General features: G+C 60.5%; 13 protein-coding genes and 3 pseudogenes. 3 read left to right on the forward strand and 13 right to left on the reverse strand.

The genetic code is table 11. From position 1 onward, the window contains the following. Positions 1-53: 53 nt before the first annotated feature. From EP007_RS15765 to EP007_RS15795, 7 genes and pseudogenes are all read right to left on the reverse strand, one after another. Positions 54-749 (reverse strand): hypothetical protein, encoded by a 696-nt coding sequence (locus tag EP007_RS15765; protein ID WP_128478729.1) that lies wholly within the window; start codon positions 747-749, stop codon positions 54-56. Positions 750-851: 102 nt separating this feature from the next. Further along, on the reverse strand, positions 852-1,826 hold the full coding sequence (locus EP007_RS15770; protein ID WP_128478730.1) for an aldo/keto reductase: 975 nt from the start codon (positions 1,824-1,826) through the stop codon (positions 852-854). Between the two features lie 146 nt (positions 1,827-1,972). After that, entirely contained in the window at positions 1,973-4,075 is a 2,103-nt protein-coding gene (locus tag EP007_RS15775; RefSeq protein ID WP_128478731.1) for a hypothetical protein, read from the reverse strand. A gap of 111 nt (positions 4,076-4,186) precedes the next feature. Next, positions 4,187-4,426, reverse strand: a pseudogene (locus EP007_RS18005) (IS6 family transposase); the annotation flags it as partial. 233 nt (positions 4,427-4,659) lie between these two features. After that, positions 4,660-6,843, reverse strand: a complete 2,184-nt coding sequence (locus EP007_RS15785) for a PAS domain-containing protein (RefSeq protein ID WP_128478732.1) — start codon at positions 6,841-6,843, stop codon at positions 4,660-4,662. Further along, on the reverse strand, positions 6,833-7,978 hold the full coding sequence (locus EP007_RS15790) for a sensor histidine kinase (RefSeq protein WP_166035674.1): 1,146 nt from the start codon (positions 7,976-7,978) through the stop codon (positions 6,833-6,835). The genes EP007_RS15785 and EP007_RS15790 overlap by 11 nt, the downstream gene beginning before the upstream one ends. After that, positions 7,968-9,434 (reverse strand): ATPase domain-containing protein, encoded by a 1,467-nt coding sequence (locus EP007_RS15795; protein WP_128478734.1) that lies wholly within the window; start codon positions 9,432-9,434, stop codon positions 7,968-7,970. The genes EP007_RS15790 and EP007_RS15795 overlap by 11 nt, the downstream gene beginning before the upstream one ends. A gap of 285 nt (positions 9,435-9,719) precedes the next feature. On the opposite strand from EP007_RS15795, the gene EP007_RS15800 reads away from it, so the two are divergent. Beyond that, positions 9,720-10,109: a DUF2237 family protein gene (locus EP007_RS15800; RefSeq protein ID WP_128478735.1), complete on the forward strand. Its 390-nt coding sequence runs from the start codon at positions 9,720-9,722 to the stop codon at positions 10,107-10,109. Between the two features lie 180 nt (positions 10,110-10,289). Here EP007_RS15800 and EP007_RS15805 read toward each other — a convergent pair whose 3' ends face one another. From EP007_RS15805 to EP007_RS15825, 5 genes and pseudogenes are all read right to left on the reverse strand, one after another. After that, positions 10,290-10,787: a DUF1269 domain-containing protein gene (locus EP007_RS15805; protein WP_128478736.1), complete on the reverse strand. Its 498-nt coding sequence runs from the start codon at positions 10,785-10,787 to the stop codon at positions 10,290-10,292. Between the two features lie 359 nt (positions 10,788-11,146). Next, a pseudogene (locus EP007_RS18010) lies at positions 11,147-11,299 on the reverse strand (IS6 family transposase); the annotation flags it as partial. Between the two features lie 87 nt (positions 11,300-11,386). Further along, entirely contained in the window at positions 11,387-13,792 is a 2,406-nt protein-coding gene (locus tag EP007_RS15815; RefSeq protein ID WP_128478737.1) for a DUF2309 domain-containing protein, read from the reverse strand. Further along, positions 13,782-15,269 carry a proton-conducting transporter transmembrane domain-containing protein gene (locus EP007_RS15820; RefSeq protein ID WP_128478738.1) on the reverse strand — a complete coding sequence of 496 codons (1,488 nt, stop codon included), beginning with the start codon at positions 15,267-15,269 and terminating at the stop codon, positions 13,782-13,784. Before EP007_RS15820 ends, EP007_RS15815 begins: the two co-directional genes overlap by 11 nt. Positions 15,270-15,458: 189 nt before the next feature. Beyond that, a complete protein-coding gene (locus tag EP007_RS15825; RefSeq protein WP_128478739.1) occupies positions 15,459-16,127 on the reverse strand; it encodes a carbonic anhydrase in 669 nt (222 codons plus the stop codon). Positions 16,128-16,274: 147 nt separating this feature from the next. On the opposite strand from EP007_RS15825, the gene EP007_RS15830 reads away from it, so the two are divergent. Then, a complete protein-coding gene (locus EP007_RS15830; RefSeq protein ID WP_128478740.1) occupies positions 16,275-17,291 on the forward strand; it encodes an amidohydrolase family protein in 1,017 nt (338 codons plus the stop codon). Here the strand turns inward: EP007_RS15830 and EP007_RS15835 are convergent. After that, positions 17,288-17,773, reverse strand: a complete 486-nt coding sequence (locus EP007_RS15835) for an Lrp/AsnC family transcriptional regulator (RefSeq protein ID WP_128478741.1) — start codon at positions 17,771-17,773, stop codon at positions 17,288-17,290. The two genes, EP007_RS15830 and EP007_RS15835, sit on opposite strands and share 4 nt — an antisense overlap. 142 nt (positions 17,774-17,915) lie before the next feature. Between EP007_RS15835 and EP007_RS18370 the strand changes: the two are divergent. Beyond that, positions 17,916-18,020, forward strand: a pseudogene (locus EP007_RS18370) (IS6 family transposase); the annotation flags it as partial. Positions 18,021-18,224 lie beyond the last annotated feature (204 nt).

Below are 18,224 nucleotides of genomic sequence, written 5' to 3' on the forward strand. Positions count from 1 at the left end.
GGGTTAGAGCGGACCGCTAATCCGTCGCGTCGGCGATACTGGGGTTCGCGGAGTCAAATCCGCGGGGAGACTTTCCACTGCTTTTCGACCTCGTACCCGTCGGTGGCGACGCCGTCGTCAACTTTCAGGTCCACGCACTCCCAGTCGAAGTCGTGGCCGTTCCGGCCTCGAAGTTCCGCACCGACGCGGTACCAGCCGTCGTTCTCGATAGCGCAGGTCTCGGTGTCGTTGGGGTCCGTGACTCGACAATCCCACGGAACCGGTCCCGCGCCGGGCGCGTCGTCTTCCACCTCGAAGTCGTTCCCGAGGAAGGCCACGCCGAGCGCAGCGACGCCGACGCCGTATTTCGTCACGTCGTCGTCGTGGTCGTCGTACCACGTATTGGCGTACGCGCCGCCGTGCCACCACGCGCGGCCGTGTCCGGTCTTCGGCGCACTGCCGTACCCTCCGGTGGCGCGACCCGTGGCTCCGCGGCCACCGCCGCCGCCCCGGCCCTTCGCGCTGGCGCTTCCGACGGGGTTGAGACCCCCGACCTGTCCGGGGTCCGCGAGGTCGTTCAGGTCGTCGTCGTCAAGTCGGGACATGACCCACGTATTGTCTTCGATGTCAACCTGAAGCTTTCCGTTTCGGGCTTCGATACTCTGAAAGACGTTCGACTTCCGGGGCGGCGGGGACTTGTTTCCGGTACAGCCAGCGATGGCGGAGGCGGCTACGAGGCCGGTACCGGCGATGAATTCGCGGCGTCGCATGAGCGCAGTCTTCGTATGATACCTATAAATGCTTGTTGGAAAATAGTTTTCCGAGTAACTGAATATCGTGAGTTTCGAAATTGGCGGGAAGGTCCCCGTCGCTCAGTCGTGGCCCGACACCGGCACGGGTTCGTAGGATTCTTCGAGATACGCGAGGTCGCTGGCCGAGAGGTCGATATCGAGGGCTTCGACCGCGTCCTCCAGATGTTCGACGCTGGTGGTACCGACGATAGGCGCGTCCACCCAGTCTTTGTGCAGCAGCCACGACAGCGAAATCTGTGCCATCGTGACGCCCTTCTCGGCGGCGAGTTCCTGCACTCGCTCGTTTACCTCCTTCCCGCCGCCCTCGCGGTAGGGGTGGTCGTACATGTGGTCTTCCGTCTCGCCGCGCGTCGTCGCGTCGATTTCCTCGTACGGTCGGGTCAGGTAGCCCCGAGCGAGGGGACTCCACGGCATGACGCCGACGTTCTCTTTTTCACAGAGGGGAAGCATCTCGCGTTCCTCTTCGCGGTAGACGAGGTTGTAGTGGTTCTGCATGGTCTGGAACCGCTCCAGTCCGAGGCGGTCGCTCGCGTGCAGGGCGTCGGCGAACTGGTGTGCCCACATCGAGGAGGCCCCGACGTGGCGGACCTTTCCGCGGCGCACCGCGTCGTCCAGCGCGCGCAGGGTCTGCTCGATTGGTGTGTCGTCGTCCCAGCGGTGAATCTGGTAGAGGTCGATGGTGTCCATGCCGAGGCGGTCGAGGCTGTTCTCCAACTCCTGCTCTATCGCCTTGCGCGAGAGACCGCCCGAGTTGGGGTTGTCCTCGTCCATCTGGAAGTAACACTTCGTGGCGACGACGCTCTCGTCGCGTCGGCCCTCCAAGGCGTCGCCAAGCACGCGCTCGCTCTCGCCGTTCGAGTACATGTTGGCTGTGTCGAAGAAGTTGATGCCCAACTCGACAGCGCGCTCGATTATCTCCTCGCCCTCCTCGGGGTCCAACACCCACGGTCGCCAGTCGCTGGACCCGAAACTCATACAGCCGAGACAGATTCGACTCACTTCCGTGCCGGTGTCGCCGAGCGTGGTGTACTCCATGGGGGGTAGTCGTCGGTACGTGGTAAAAAGGTGGGCGGACGCGGAAGGGCGGGCAATTCCCAACGGCCGCAGAGTCGGACGGCGCCGCCGATTTCTTTTTGTGGTTGCGCGTGGTCGAACGGACGGTTCGTGGGTGCGTGGGACTGTCAGTTGTCGCTCTCGTCGTCCGAGTCGAACGTTTGCGCCGACTCGACTGCGTCGCCCGCCTCGCGCTCCGACACCGACTCCGCCGCGAACGCCGCGCGCTCGTAGGTCTCAGTCAACTGCTCTAAGTCCGCCAAGCGGTCCTCGCGCAGGCCCGCCTCCCGGCAGTCGGCGTAGAACTCCCAGTGGGTCTCCGCCGAGGCGCGACCGACCGACCCGTCGAGTCGCTTCCGGACGGCCGCGTAGGCCAACAGCGCCGCGGCGTCGTAGGCGTCGTCGGCCGCCCTGTCGGTCGCCGCGTCGAGGAGCGCGTCGGCCGACCGGCCGGTGTCGGCCGGAATCGTCGCCGAGAGGTCCGCCTCCGGCGACTCCGAGGACCCCGGCGTCGAGTCGTCGCGCAAGCGCCAGTCGTTTCCGCCGAGTCGCCGCGCGAGGACGACGCCGATGGCCGCGATACCGAGTAGTCCCGCCACGCGCAGGACCAGCGGATAGTCGAACGGGCCGCGCTCGGTCCGCTCGAAGGTCACGATGTCGGCGGCACTGCTCGCGTTCAGGTTCTCGCCGACCGGCGAGTAGGCCGCCCGGACGCGGGCGCTCGGGCTATCGCTCACCGACGACGGCACGGGGACGACTCCGGCGTACCCGCCGGTCGCGTTCGTCGTGACGGTTCCAACCGCGGTCCCGTTGACCGCCAACTGGAGCGTCCGGTTGCCCAGCGGCGTCCCGCCGTCGGTCGTCAGGCGACCCGAGACGAGCAGGCTTCCGTTCGCCCGCCGGGCCTCGGTCGAGAGGTCGGTCGCGGTCGGTTCGACGGCCACCGAGACGGTGGCGTTCGCCGCGCGGAATCGCGGGTCGGCGAGTCGCACCCGGACCGGTCGCTCGCCGGTCGAGAGGTTCGCCGGGACCGTCGTCGTCAGCGCAAACGACCCGTTCGGTCCCGTGGTCGCCTGTCCGATGGGGAATCCCGCGAGCGTGGCGACGACCGGCACCTCGCCCGTGGTGACGTTCCCGGCCGTGACGGTACCCTCGACCGCCAGCGAGTCGCCGAACCCGGCCGACTGCGTGTAGTTCGTGAGTTCGAATTCGGGGTTCACGCGCTCGACGCCGAACCGGACGCTCGCGTTATCGTGGAGGTACCGCGAGGCGTTCGCGGGTTGGTACCGGACCGTGCGGTTCCGGTCGCCGACCGACGTGAGCGTCGGTCGGTAGGCGACCTCGAAGTGGCCGGTCTCGTTCGTCCGCGCCTCGACGCTCCGGTTCTCGATTCGGAGCGTGACGTTCCGGTCGGAAATCGCGCTCGCGTTCGCGGCGGTCAGGAGTCGCCCGCGGAGCGTCACGCGGTCGGTGAACGACCCGTTCGGCGCGACGGTCTCGACGGAGAGATCGGTCCGGACGAGCGTCTGGTTCCGGACGGTTCGCTGGGTCGCCAGCACGTCTGTGCGGACGGTTTCGATTTGCCGGGTCGCGTTCGCGGTGGCGTTGCCCTCCGAGGAGACGTTGGCGTAGCTTCGTTGGAGCGCGACCGAGGACCGATTGACCGCCGCGAGGCGGCGTTCGAGTTCGTGGGCGAGTCGGCGCTCGCGCTCGACGGTCTCGTTTTCGCGGACGCGCTGATAGCGTCGGAGCGCCGTCCGGTAGTCCCGTACGTCCGCGAGGAACGCGCTCTGAATCGCACCCACGCCGTCGAGGTCCGAGAGGTTCCGGTCCTCGCTCGACGCCTCGCCTTTCAGTTCGGCGTACTTGTCGGCGAACTCCTCGAACTGCGAGTCGTTGCCGACGAGTCGGCGGGCGCGCTCCGAATCGCGCTCGCTCACGTCGATGCTCCGGACGAGACGCTCGACCATCCGGTCTTGAAGCCACGACTCGACGTCGCTGGCGTTGGTCTCGCCGACCCGGCCCGGATTGCGGTGTTCGACCGTCGCGTTTGTGCTGTCGTTCTCGCCGGGCGCGGCCGTCGTCGTCTCCTGAGCGGAGACGACGCCCGACCGAGAGTCGGCGTCGTCGCCCTCATGCGCACTCGCAGCGAGAGCGCCGCTCGCGGCCGCGAGCAGTAGCGCCAGCGTGACGGCGACGCTCCTCAGTCGCTCCCCATCGACCCCCTTCACGGACAACTGCTACCGCGGCGAGCGTAATACCTCTACTGGGGACCAGTCGCCCAGATTACGGTATTTGGTAACATGGAGTCTGAAGGGCGCGGCTTGTAACCACGGCACAATAGTTCGTGTCGGATAGAGCTTGAGGTAGAGGAATTCGTTAGTTTTGGGATCGGCCGCGACGTACAGCCAGTAGCGCCGATCATTGAGTTGAATCACGGTTTCATCGACCGCAACGTGATTCGGGTTTTTGCCGTCAGTCGGCTGTAGATCGGCTTTCTGCACCCAATTATGGATCGTTAAATGATACCGTTCGACACCAAACCTCTCTAAGACAGAAACAGTATCCGAGAGTGATAGTCCGGTCGCTATACTCGTTGAGGCGGCTGAATTCTGGCATAGGCACCAAGAATTCCAACCGCCTCATTCTTCGAGGCTTATCTGAACAGTGCCCCCTCAAAGTTAGCGAACTGTTACGTTTGCCGGATACGGACGCGCGGTCGAGGCACTGTCTACAGCTTCAGCGAAAGACCGGTTTCAGTTGGCGCGTTGAGTACAGGACGGGTACTCAGCACTGGTCGAGCCTGAGAGAACAGTCAACGCGAGAGTTCTATTCTGACGACGTTGCCGACTGGCGAATTCTCCTCGACGGTGATGATGCCATCTGACCGAGTGATGATCAACTTCACGAGCCACAACCCGAGACCGCTCCCGTGGTACAGCGGTGTTTGCTCCGCTTCGTCTACCAGTAGATTCCGCTCCATCTCCGGGATGGGTGGCCCGGTATCGGCTATTTCGACGCGAACGGTCTCGTCGGTCCGAGTCGCGGTGACAGTGACTTCGGGCGACGACGAGTCGTCGTGAACAATCGCGTTCGTGACGAGTTCTCTGATCGCCTGCTTGAATCGTGTCGTAGTCCGTACAGTCACTTCCTCGGGGCAGTCAACAGCAATTGTCGCGTCCGGGTACTCCGATCCGATAGTCGAAGCAATATGATGGAGACAGTCACGTACTTCGATCTCTCCGTACGTGGGTTCCTCCTGCAACAGTTCCGTTATCTGCTGTTCCTTTTCGGCTAGTCCAAGCAGTCGATTGCTCGTATCGATGATTCTCTCGGCGGACTCCCCAACCTCACTTGAGGTCTCGGAACGAATCCGCTCGGCCCGTCCCCGAATCACGTTCATACTATTGCGCAGATTATGGCGTAACACCCGGTCGAGGACCGTTAACTGCTTTTGGCGTAGTTTTCGCTCGGTCACATCTTGGTGAAATCCGACGTAGCTGACGACATCACCAGCATCATCCCGCACGGGCGCGAATTTGACGTGGTTCCAGAACTCCGTTCCGTCCTTGCGATAGTGGCGGATCTCGACAGAAACCGGCTCTTGAGCATCCATCGCTTCCCGGATACTGGCGACGTGGTCCGGGTCGGTGTTCTCGCCCTGAAGGAATCGACTGTTCTCCCCGAGGATGTCCTCACGCAGGTAGCCCGTCATCTCCACGAACGCATCGTTCACGTAGATTAGCGGGTTGTCCTCTCGGTCGGGATCGGAGATACTGATGCCGACTGGCGCTTCATCGATTGCCTGTTTTCGCCGCTTGAGTGTCTTCTCTCGCTCTTTGAGTTCCGTGATATCGTCCTGAACCGCCACGAACGCGTGGATTTCGTCGCCGTCAGTTACCGGTGCAATCGTCTGCATCGCGGTGTACGTTTCGCCGTTCTTTCGGCGATTGATAATCTCCTCTTCCCACACCTCGCCCGAGCGAAGGGTACTCCAGAGGTTCTCGAAATACACGTCCGGCATTTCTCCGGAGTCCAACACGCGTGGTGTCTCACCGACGACTTCTGACCGGGCGAACCCAGTTATCTCTTCGAACGCCGGATTGACGTACTCGATGTACCCGTCCGGGTCGGTGATGAAGATTGCGTGGCCAGCTGATTCGACCGCCTGCTCGATGCGCTGGAGGTCGCGTTCGCGCTCCTTGCGTTCGGTGATGTCCTGTATCGTCCCCCGAACGCGGGTCAGTTCCCCGTCCTCGTACTGCGGTTCACCTCTCGTTCGAATCCACCGGTTATGGTCCTCCGCGTCGATGAACCGGAGTTCGAGATCGTATGGTTCGCCCTCTTCGACAGCCGTTTCGAATGCGTTTTCGATGACCGGTCGGTCCTCGGGATGGAACTGCTGGAGGCTCCGTTCCGGAGACGGCGTCGTATCTTCTGGGAGCGCGTGGATGCGATTCACCTCGTCGGTCCACCACAGCTCTTCGGCATCGATATCGTACTCCCACGCTCCGACGTTTGCAATATCCTGAGCCTTCTCGAACAGATCGACCTGCCGTTCGAGTTCCCTCTCTCGCTCCCGTAACGTGAGAGACTGCTCGCGGAGGCGAAGGAGCGCCGACAACCGCCAGTGTAGTTCGGCCTGCTGAATCGGCAGGGCGACGAGTTCGTCGATTGTTTCCGTGACCACGTTGTCGGCCAACCGGCCAGCATCCATGTCGATGATCTCCGGATTGGATTCGGGAAGCAACAGGAGATACGGGAGCAAGACGGGAGCGGTCGCCGTTTTCTTCGCCTGAAGCGCATCAAGATGCTCCTCGAAGGCTGCTTTGTCGAGGATACACACGTCGAAGGCGGTCTCGTCAATTCCTTCCGCGAGGTCCACAGTTTCGTACGAGGGGTGACCGTCAAGCCACTCTACGAGCAACTGGCGATTGCCCGAATCCGAAACGAGGGGGAGAACGCGGTTCCGAGATTCGGTTGTCCTTTCAGGAGTCATGATCCGTCTTCGTCGTTCCGGTGGTTGGCTCTTTCAGGAGTTCAATCTCGACGGCGACCCCACCCAGTTCGGCATCGCCGATACGGAGTGTCCCGCCATACTTGGTGACGAGTGTATCGACGAGATAGAGACCGAGACCTGCGGCAGGGTGGTCGAGTCCCCGGTCAGTTCGGCCCAAGACGGCGTCTCGCTGGTCCGGCGGGATACCCGGACCATCGTCAGCAATCGTGATAGCGACCCTCTCGGGACCGTCCACTACCCCGATCTCCACGCGGGGCGTCTCGCTGTTGTTGTGCTGGACTGCATTGTTCAGCACGTTTCTGAACACCGACGCGAGGAGGTCGTTCGCACGGACATCCACTGGTGGAATCTCGCCGTCGATGACGAAATCGGCAGCTTCGAACGTTTCGCGGCGTTTCGTGAGTTCGTCGGTCACCACGTCCGTGAGGTCAACCGCTTGCAAGTCCGGTTCACCGGCCGTTTTGAGTGTCTCGATGAATTCCCGGACCGCTTTGGTAAGACCCACGACGTGCTGACCGCTGTCCAAGACCCGCTGGCGTATCTGGTCGCCCGCGTCGTCGGTGTGGTCGGCGAGTTGCTCGGTCCAGCCGATGACGACGTTCATCTCGTTGCGGATATCGTGGCGAGTGATGCGATTCAACAACAGGAGTTGGTTGGTTTTGCGCTCTAGCGCGATTGACTGCGCTCTGATGCGAGCAAGCGAGTCGAGTCGGCTGCGCAATTCCGCAATGTCGATCGGTGTCGCCAGAATCTCATCGACGATTTGCCGGAGCGACGGCTCTATCTCGGTCCGGTCTGGAGTATCGAGCGTATTGGCAGGGGTGTCGGAACTCACGAGGAGTACCGGGAGAACGGTCTCGGCATCGGCCTTTCGCCCCCGAATCTCGGTGTCGTACTCACGGAGCGAGTGTTCGTCGAGAATAGCGATATCGAACTCGGCCGCTGAGAGTTCAGCGTGGTCCCCCGAGACGATTTCGTACTGCTCCTGTGTCTGCACCCAGTTGGCGAGCACCCGTTGATTGCCCGTATGCGAGAGTATCGGCAGGATTCGGACTGGTGATGACTCTGTTCCGAGTCGGTCAGCGGGAACGGGCGTCGGTGATTCAGGCCTCATCGTCATCCCACGTCGGTGTTCCAGTAAGAATCCCACGGAGTTCCGGGAGCGATTCCCCGACGCGTAGCCCGTGTTCGGTGATCTCCAGTTCCCGGAGTTGGTTTTCGTAATCGCTGGTGCGCATCTTGAGAACGCCGATCACCTTCCGGAGCGAACCCTTGTACTCGACGTGGCGCAGGACGACGATACTGTCGGCGAGATAGCTCATGCCTTGGTCGGTCGCGCGAAACTCACCGGTGATCTGGTGGACCTCGTTCGTGACGAGACCGGTCACGCCCATGTTGCGGAGATAGCGCCCGATCTTGACGAGATGCTGCATCGGGTCCGTGCCGACGCCGCGGAGCGACTGTCCGAAGCCGTTGGTCCCGTCGATCATCACGATCTCCGCGTCGTTGTCTTCGACTTCGCTTCGGATGTGGTGGGTGAATTCGTCGATGGTCAGTTCCTCCGGCCCTATCACTTCCACGGTGAGCGTCCCCCGGTCGATCATGTCGGTTACGGGGATGTTGACGGCTTCCGCACGCTCGAAGAGAGTGTTTCGGTCCTCCTCGAAGCTGTACAGGACCGAGTGTTGGCCCCGCCCCGCAGCCTCTTTCATGAACTGGAGACCAGTCGTGGTCTTGCCGACGCCTGTCGGCCCGCTCAGAAACGTTATCGTCCCGGTGGAGATACCTCCCGACAACAGCGAGTCCAGTTCGGGGACGCCAGAGGAGAGTTTCGTCGGGGTGTGTTCGCGCTCGTGACGGTTGGGGTCGAGTCGTGACCACACTTGCATACCCTCGTCGGTGATTTGGAGCGCGTGCTGACCAGACCTGATCGACGACCCACGAAACTTCGAGACGTGGAGCGTCCGGCGACCCGGATCTTCCTCCATGTTGATGACGGCATCGACCAGAAATTGCAAGTCGTCGTCGGGCATCGATTCGGCAGCCTGCGAAGTGAGCAGGACCGTCGCTCCCTCGCTTTTGAGGAACTCTACGAGACCCAGAATCTGTGAGCGGAACTGGTGTTCGTCTGGAGCGAGATACCGGAACTCGGTGACCGGGTCCACGACGACGCGATCTGGTTCGATCTCCTGAATCTCTGTGCGAATGTTCTCGACGAGCGAGGGTGTTTCCACTTCACTGGACTCGAATAGGGTGTACGTCTCTTCGCTCTGAAACTGGTCGCCGGAGGCGGAGAGGTTGAGGAAATGGAGCGCGTCGATATCGACGCCGAAATGCCGAGCAGTGTCCCGAATGTAATCTTCGGGTTCGCCGAGGTTGATGTACAGTCCTGTCTCGTCGGCGTCAATGCCAGCGGCGAGAAAGTGCAACGAGAAAATCGACTTGCCCGATCCGGGTGGTCCCCGGACGAGTGTGGCGGATTCGGGGAGGTATCCGCCGCCGAGAATATCGTCTACGCCCGGAACGCCGGTCAAGATTCGCTCTCGACCATCACTATCGTTTTCGCTCATGTATGAATCCATAGCTTGAACCCTTATATCTTCCCACATTACGTCTCAGTGGTTGATAATCATACTCAGCGTTTTAGCTGAGGATTGGTATCTCGGCTTACATTTTGTTGGCGGTTTCGGAAGCTGTTCCGCAGAACGAGCGTCCGTCGTCTGAGAGTCACTCCTCGACCACTCCGCTACTATTCCGAGAAGTAACGAGTGCTCGAAACAACTCATCATCTGTCGAGAGCGTCACGAAAACAGTCACACGGAGAGGCTTTTGTCCCCACGACACGACCAACTAGTATGTCCGAACGGAACGTCCTCGGCGGAGAGCTTGCCACCTGTAGTACCGACCCGACGACAGGCTACGAACGCGACGGCTGTTGTGTGACTCATCCCGACGACCGGGGGAGACACGAACTCTGTGCGGTGATGACTGAGGAGTTTCTGGCGTTCAGCAAAGCACAGGGAAACGACCTCGTGACGCCGCGTCCGGAGCTACAGTTTCCCGGACTCGAACCGGGCGACCGCTGGTGTCTCTGTCTTGGACGGTGGGTTGAGGCGCTTGAAGCCACGCGGACCGAACGCCTCCCGGAGACGACCGTCCCGCCTGTGATTCTCGAAGCGACCAACGAGGCAGTATTAGATGCTGTGGACCTGAAGACACTCGAAGATCACGCCTATGACGCGTGAATCACCGGTCTGCCGACTGGAGTCGTCCTAGCAACTGGTCGGAGACGCCGGTCAGATAGGCCGTCCCGAAGAGAGCGACGAGCAGGCCCCCATCGTGTTGTAGAAGAGATCGAGGACGGTGTCGTCGAGACGTGGCTCGTTGAACCGTCGGACGCCGCTGCAAAACCCCGACGGGTGAGGTCAGGCTTCGATTTCTCCCGCTGCGAAGGCCTCTCGGAGGTTCTGCTCGTCTTCTCTGGAGAGATTGGTCCGCACGACCTCGGGGTCGAACTGCTTCATCTCCTCGATAACGCGGTCGGCGACAACGTCTTCGACCAGCAAGAACAGCGCAGAGTCTCCGGGTTCGATGGTATCACCGACCTCCTTAATGAACTTGTCGTCGATACCGTAGTCGGAGAACTTGCCGGAGAGTGCCCCGGTAATCGTTCCGAGCGCCAGACCGAGCCACGGTGCCAAAAACAGGAGTCCAATGAGCATCCCCCAGAACGCACCGCCGAGCGCACCCGCCCCGACGAGGCTCTGGGCCTGCTTGATATCGACTCCGCCGCCCTCCTTTCGCACGACTACGGCCGCGTCTCGTAGCGTTATCAGCTGTTGTTTCTGTAGTTCTATCAACTTTTCTCGGGCCTCGAATGCCTTCTCCTTGCCGTCGAACGCCAGTACGACGAGTTCACTCACGGTCTTTCTCCTCCAAACGCTGTTTCAGCGGCAGCCGTCTTATACCACGCCGAGTGTTCAACTGGAAACCGGACGCTATCTCGGTGTTATTTCGGTTATCCCTGTGGAAGCTCTCGTTTAAGTGGTGGGTCAAGTACAGGTCGGCAGAGAGGGACGTTCCCGAGTAGAAACTGGGCCGCGGTTCTCCAACACGGTATCGGCGCAATAGCATCTGTATTGTTGGGCACCATAACATCCATACTGATAGACACCTTATTGTGGTGTCGTGAATCTGAACGGAGGTGCCTCCGTTCCGGAGTCCACTCCATCGACAGGCATGTCGGAGAGTTGGTTGCGTCACTGGGGTCCAGCGATGGTCGTTAAGTTTGGCATGAATTGTGGCAGACGGCGACGGCTTGTAACCACGATTCCACTGTTTCTATCTTGGCGTTGCGGAACGCATTCGAAAGCGAAGACGTTCGTCGTTTTACCTCGCAGAACACACGTTCGGCGCGATTCCGATTTCCGTGGCGAAAAGAGGGTCGGAGGAAGTCGGATTCGTGGGCCCAGTTGAAACTCAGAACAACCCACCGGTTCTGTCCGGTGCGATTACGGATCGGCTAGTCGTCTGCGACAGTCCGAGTGTTCGGCATCTCCGGGGGTGCTTCGGTCTGTTCGGTCACTGGTATCCAGTCCAAAGACTCCTCGTAGTGGAAGGCGCTGTGGTCCTGAGTTGGATCGACGACCGTGAGTGATAGCCAGTTGTTGTCCAGAATCTTGGTCAGTTCCTCGTGGTCGGTCAGGATGTCGGTGACCCGCTCAATCGGCGCGTGGACGACCGTCGAGAGGCGGAGCGGTTGGTGATACGGTTCGTCGTCTGCGGTCGTCAGCGACTGGAGCGGGAGACCGGTCATCAGATCGCCGCCGTTGCCCTGATAGACGCCGATATTGCCGACCGGGTTTTGGGTCACTTTCGACCCGCTGCCGTAGACGGCGTTGTCAACCGTCGAGAAGTAGTACTGGGTGTTGATCCACTGGGTGACGACCATGGGACCAGTGAAGATTGCTTCGAGCGCGTCTCCATCGGGGTCGGTTGACCAGTCGTACGAGTGGAGGAACGTGCGCCCGTCGAGATCACAACCGCTTGTCAACTCGCGTGGGCCGATGACGAAGCCAGCGTTGCCCGCTAGCCCCCACTCGGGACGTGTCTCGGCCCAGTCGGCGGCACGACGTTCCGTCTCGCTGACGCCGGTCGAGGCGTCGGCACCCATCGCCTCGGCGCGCTCGGCAGTCGAGTTCTCACGAGCCGTTGCGAGGTCCATACGCAACTGATTGAGGTCGTCCGCGTGGCTCTCGGGCACGTCGTCCGCGAACAGGTCCACTTCGTCGGTCGTTGTGTTGTGTTCTCCGGCAACAAAGACCGTGTCCTCGGGGATGGCGAACCCACGGTCCCGGAGTTCGGCCTTGACAGCCTCGTCGTTACAGATCTTTGCGAGGACGCGAGCACTCGGGCCGCCGGGGTTGCCCGCACAGGCACCGCAGTCTAGGCTCGAATCGTAGGGATTGTTTGCCGTCTCGCTGGCGTGGCCCGTGAAGACGACGAGGCGACTGAACGTCTTGAAACCCATCAGCTCGAAGGCAGTCGCAGCATACTCGACTTTCTCCTCGTGGGTCAGCCCCACCGGCAGGTCGCCAGAGTAGGTATGCTGGTGATGGACGAGCGGCTCACAGAACTCGCGCTCGTCGGGCACCAACTCGGCGGCAGCGTCGAACAGGTCGTGAACGCGCCCCGGAACGAGCGTCCGGGCCGCGAGTGAGAGACCGTAGCCGCTCCCGGCAGTCTCGACGAAGCCGTAGGCGCTGGCAGCGTTGGCCTCCAATATCTCGATCACTTCGTCGGCAGCCTCGCGGATGCCGGACCAGCGGTTGTAGCGTGCCTGCGTGTCGTCATCGGTCGGGAAGTCAGTGATGTGATGCTGTGGGTTGAGGATCGGAGGGCAGGCATCGACCGACACATCGGCGTCGTACCCCTGATACTCCATCGGGATGCCGAAGAAGCCAGCGTACCCGTGGGTCTCGTAGTCGCCCGTTGCCTCGATGTGACGACGGATAATCTCCGAGCGAGTGTCGATACAGAAGACCAACTGGGCGTCCGGGCGTCCCGACGTCTCGCCGTCGTCCATCGACTGGCTCTCACCTGCGATGGTTCCAACGAGGTCATTGCGGTAGGTCGCTTCCCACGCACGCAAGAACGCCTGAGCGATTTCGTCTGCCGGGTTCGCGTCGTCAAGGTCGTCGTCCGGTTCAATCGTAGCGCCGACGGCATCCAGCAGTGCCAGACGCGCCGCAAGGTACCCTTCCAGCGAAATCGGGTACTTCGACTGCCACACGCCCTCGTCCTCGGAACGCTGTTTGATGAACCCGGTCCAGCCCGAGAGTGCGGCCAGTTGCTCCTCAAAGATGGGCACCCACTGATTTTCCGGATATGGCTCCAGAACTGCCTCGATAGCCACAATCGGCGTTTCAGGCAGGTCGGCGACGACGCCTTCGTCGGGGACGGCGCTATCGTATTCGACCATGTTCCTGAAAGCAGTGTAGAACCCCGCCTCGCGGTTCGGCATCGACCAGTGGGCACTGTCCTCGTCGAGGAAGGCAGACAGCCACTTTGTCAGCACCTGGTCCACATGGTTTGTGGCGGTGTCCGCGTCACTGTCCTCGGCGTCGGCCGCGTCGGCCATGCGGTCGAGTAGCGTTTCGGGGTCGTCCTCGTAACCTGCCTCGGCGAGTTCCGCTCCGAGGAATTCCGGGTCAATCTGGCCGCGTTCCAGCGCCGTCCTGAACGTCTCGGCGCTGGGGTAGCCACGGCCGCCCAACAGCGTAGCGGCCTGCTCGACGGCCTCCCCGAACGGCTGGTCCTCGAACCCCGAAAGGGGGTTGGCCGTCACGAACGAGTGGATGGGCCAGACGGAGCTGACGGTGGTCGCTGCTTCGTCGATGCTGTCGTGGATAGCAGATTCAGTACTCATTGTAGTCCTCCGGGGAATTCAATAGGGTGTTCGATGACGGTTGGGTGACGTTCAGCAGTGCCACGTAGAGACGCTGGCTGTGTTCGTGGATTCCGGTCTCGATGGCGACGTAGACGCCGACGAAGCTGACGGCGATAATGCCGTGGAGTAGGGTCAGCTCGGTCGTCGCCGTGCTGACCGCAAGGAGATCCGAGACGCCTTCGTAGACAACGGCATAGATAATGATGGCCGGGAAGAACACAAGCGGGACGGCCACATAGCGGACAAGTGTCGGAAGTGAAGTGTGCTGGACCGCACTGCGGGCCGCGTGGAGCGTGGTGAAGACGACGAAAAAGGTCAACAGGAGACCACTATCGACGTGTGCTCCCTTCCCCGTCAGCACCGTGAACACCACGCCACCGGCGAGGCCGGTCAGCAACGCCACGACAAAACCGACGGCACTCGTCATATCGCCGATCGTGTGCTCGGTGGTCTCGCTCGGACTCTTGTGTTCGATCTGCTCGCCCGAACTGAGGAACTGATAGGCCTTGTAGAATCCATGCAGGATGAGGTGGGTAATCGCGGCCCCGAAGAAGCCGAGTCCAGCCTGCATGATCATAAAGCCCATCTGGCCGACCGTCGAGCAGCCGAGTTTGCCTTTGATGTCCGTTTGGACCGATTTCAAGAGCTTTCCGCCGCACGCACTCGCCGCGCCGACGGCGACGACTGCGAGCATGAGCGTAGAGTTGACCGTGATGACCTGGGCGAAGCGGACCAGCAGGATGCCGCCCGCATTGACGAATCCGGCGTGCATCAACGCAGACGCCGGGGTCGGTGCGGTCATCGAAGTGAGCAGCCACGTGTGGAACGGGATTAGCGCGGACTGGATCATCGCCGCGAGCACGAGAATACCGGCAGCGAGCAGCCACACCGGACCACCAAGCGTGTCGGTGGCCGCGCTTATTCCGGAGATCGTCGTCGCACCGGTCGTCCACCACAGCGCCGTCAGCGCAACACCCAGCAAGACGCTACTAGCGAGAAAATACTTGCGAGCGACTGTCTTCGCCGCCTGTGCCTGTTTCCAGCCCTCGATCACACCGATGAGTTCCGCCATCACCAGGCCCATCGCCATCCACAGGAACCCGAACAGTGCGACGTGGTCGGCCGCGACGAGCGCCATCACAGTTACGGTGAAACCGAACACAGCGATGAAGAACCGCGTTTTGTGAGTGCTACCAGCCATGTAGCGGCGGGAGTAGCTGTGAACAATACCGCTAAAGAAGGTGACCACCACCCACATGAGGACGGTCAGGCCGTCTATGGCAACCAAGCCGGGAATTTCCCACACACCATCAAACCTGACTCTGGCGATGAGGACGGCGACACTCGCGGTGAACAGCGACCACACGAGCCACGTTAGTACAACGGGCACGAACGGTGATTCCACCGTCGTGTCCGGGAGCGCTCCGACCGTCGGTTTCGAACTCTGTCCTGACATCGTTCAGCCCATCGTACGACCCATTGCGCCACCGGAGACAATCGCTTGTGGGACGCTTCTGGTCGCAGTTACTACTCTAAATGAACAGAGTGGTTGTTAAATCCATCTATTTTCACATTCTGTTCGCTTTTCCGCCAGCATAGAACCTAATAGTTCGCCCAGCAATGCGGGGGAACAGACAGTCGCGGGTCAGGTCAGGAGGCTTGCGACCCGTACCGACGCGTCTTCGGGGAGACGATCTCGGACTGTGGTCGGGTCTGTCGCACCGTCGAACGCGACCAGATATCGCTTGTCGGGGAACGAACTGTACGCTCCATCTTGATCGTAAACGTAGCCAGCGACCGTGACCGACGAGGGGAGTGCCTGGTGGAGAAACTGGACCTGTCGGCGAACGTTGTACTCGACGAGTCGATACTGCAACGAGTTAAGCGGCAACGACTCCGCCACAACTCCCTCTTCGAACCCATCTCCGACGATCGAACGGAGTGGATCCAACCGTGCTTCGATCCCGTCAGGTGACTCTGAATCGGGTGCAACCCACCGCTCGTAGGCGTCTTCGAGAACCTCACACTTCGTGTGTCCCACAACGAGGACTACTGTGATATCGTACTGCTGTCTGGGGTGTTCGATGTTGCTGTCTACAATCGTTTTTTCCTCGTATCGTTCCTGTGTCTGATTCCCGAGAGTCTGAACTCCAACGACGTTCCAGGTAGCATCGACTGGCCAGAGCGGTCCCCGAAGTTTGCAACTGCTCATCGAGCACGAGACGACGAGTGCCGTTTGCGTATCCGATTCGTGTCCACGGTCGCTCCGGTCTGGGACTGACTCGATGACAGATTCAAGATCGTTCCCGGTCATTCTATTGTATGCCACCTCCGCTCGGATCCACTACTGTCTCCATCGGCTTCCTTCGACCGATTTAGTATTGAACCGGTATTACGTTACCGAAACCGTTCGATATTCGTATACAGAAAACCATATCGTTATCTGTTCCGGAGTACCGATATGGAAACACTCTCAGGGACCGTTCTTACCGGCCGGTCGTTCGAGCCGATTCGTGGTCGTGTCGTCGTCGAAGACGGGCAGATCCAGAGTATTGAGGAGGCAGAAACGACATCAACCGATATTATACTGCCAGCTTTCGTCAACGCTCATACGCATCTGGGTGACTCCGTCGCAAAGGAAGCGGCTGTCGGACTGTCACTGGACGAGGCAGTAGCACCGCCGGACAGTCTCAAACACCGACGATTGGCAGGTGCTACCCGTTCGGACCTCCTGTCGGCGATGCGCCGGTCGCTCCGGTTTATGCAACGAACCGGCACGGCCGCTTGTCTGGATTTCCGGGAGTCCGGAACCGCCGGGGCACGCGCACTTCGGGAGGCAGCACAATCAGTCGATGCCGACCCCTTCATTTTCGGGAGCGGCGAGCGATCAGTTCTTGATGTCGCCGACGGATACGGGGCTTCCGGTGCGAGCGACGATGATTTCGCTGAAGAGCGTACTGCCTGCCGGAAACGCGACGTCCCGTTTGCCATCCACGCTGGCGAACCGGACCCAACGGACATTCATCCCGCACTCGATCTGGAGCCGGATCTCCTCGTCCACATGGTACATGCAGGACAGGAACACCTTGAACGAGTTGCAGACCAGTCAGTTCCGATTGCGATCTGCCCGCGAGCGAACACCGTTCTCGACGCCGGAACCCCGCCAGTACGGGAATTACTGGACCACACGACAGTCGCTCTCGGGACCGACAACGTCATGTTGAACCCCCCGTCGATGTTCCGAGAGATGGCGTACACGGCGAAACAGTTCGACGTGACTGCCCGAGAGGTATTACGGATGGCGACGACGGCTGGTGCCGAGATCGTTGGACTCAACTGTGGTATCATCGCTCCCGACCGACGGGCAGCACTTCTCGTCCTCGACGGTGATTCTGACAATCTGACGGGGTCAGTTGACCCAGTACAGGCCGTCGTTCGTCGCGCGACCGAGTTGGACGTTAAACGTGTCCTCGTCTAGGAATCGTCTTCTGTATGGGTCTCAGAATTGAACTTGTGGAAGGGTGTCGTCTCGTGGCTCCGAACGAGGACTTCGTCGGCAACGGTAAGTCCCATATCGAGAAGTTCCTGTGCGACCGGTGTGATGTCGCTGTCCGTCTCGCCCACTGCAGTGACAAGGAGGTTCTGTTCACCAGTGACCAACTCCTGGACTGACACCACCCCATCGATGTTCAGAATCTCGGGAACGATATCACCACGTTCGGGAATCGAAGCGGTACAGTAAAGCAGCATTCGGAGCGGATAGCCTGATTTCTGATAGTCGATGCTGCCGCTGTATCCTTTGATTACGCCGTCGGATTCGAGACGCTGAATGCGCTTGCGGACAGTACTGTCGGAGGTACCGGTCCGCTCCGCGATGTCTCCGGACGACATGTTTCGAGCGTCCTCTTGGAGTGCATGCAGAATCGCTTTGTCAACATCGTCGATCTCCACGTCAGTCATATCAGCATGTTCGCGTCAAAGGCACTTTACCTTTGTACGTTGCTCGGTCACTCCACAGTGTTCTCTACTTTTTCATCCAATACGCGCTGTCTAGTTGAGACAGTCTGAGAAACGAGCAGGTCGTGGAATTTCTGGTCTAAAGATGCTCGCAGATCTACTCAAACAGGACTTAGAAACAGATTTAGAAGAAGCTTGGGAGGATGAGCGGACGGCGACGCCCGTCAGGGCGTTCGACGTCCGCTGGCACTGTCTAGTTACGCAGTTCTCGAATAGACTAGCGATACAGCGTCTCTTTGGCCGGTATCGAACGGTACGGATGCCTGCAGCTTTGTCGAGGTGTTGAGTAAGACGGGCGAATTCACGCCGTTCATCGTACCACCGTCTGCCGGTTTCGCGTAACTACGTACCACCGTCTGCCGGTTTCGCGTAACTAGACCGTATCAGCACCACC

The organism is Halorussus pelagicus (assembly GCF_004087835.1).
Classification (GTDB): Archaea; Halobacteriota; Halobacteria; order Halobacteriales; family Haladaptataceae; genus Halorussus; species Halorussus pelagicus.